Raw genomic sequence first — 344 nt, 5'->3', positions numbered from 1 at the left:
CCACACTCGCACTGCCACTCGCATCGCCGTAACACTTCACATCTACACCACTCGGGGTCGTCGTCAATGCTGCCGTTGGTTGTTTCACTACTACACTTGCTGTGGCTGTACAACTGTTCGCATCTGTTACTACTACCGTGTACGTTCCTGCTACTAAATTATTGATAGTCGAAGTCGTCGCATTTGTGTTCCATTTGTAAGTGTATGGACTTGTGCCGCCCGCTGCTACTACACTCGCACTGCCACTCGCATCGCCGTAACATTTCACATCTACGCCACTCGGAGTCGTCGTCAATGCTGCCGTTGGTTGTTTCACTACTACACTCGCTGTTGCTGTACAACTA

General features: G+C 50.3%; 1 protein-coding gene. It reads right to left on the bottom strand.

Annotation, left to right across the window (positions count from 1 at the left end):
- On the bottom strand, nucleotides 1-344 hold a 344-nt coding region (locus ABR854_RS25905; RefSeq protein ID WP_350268742.1), incomplete at both ends, for a SprB repeat-containing protein.

This window comes from Emticicia sp. W12TSBA100-4 (assembly GCF_040253585.1).
GTDB lineage: Bacteria > Bacteroidota > Bacteroidia > Cytophagales > Spirosomataceae > Emticicia.
The sequence above is the reverse complement of the archived record's forward strand: the minus strand, read 5'-3'. Positions and strand labels throughout refer to the sequence as shown.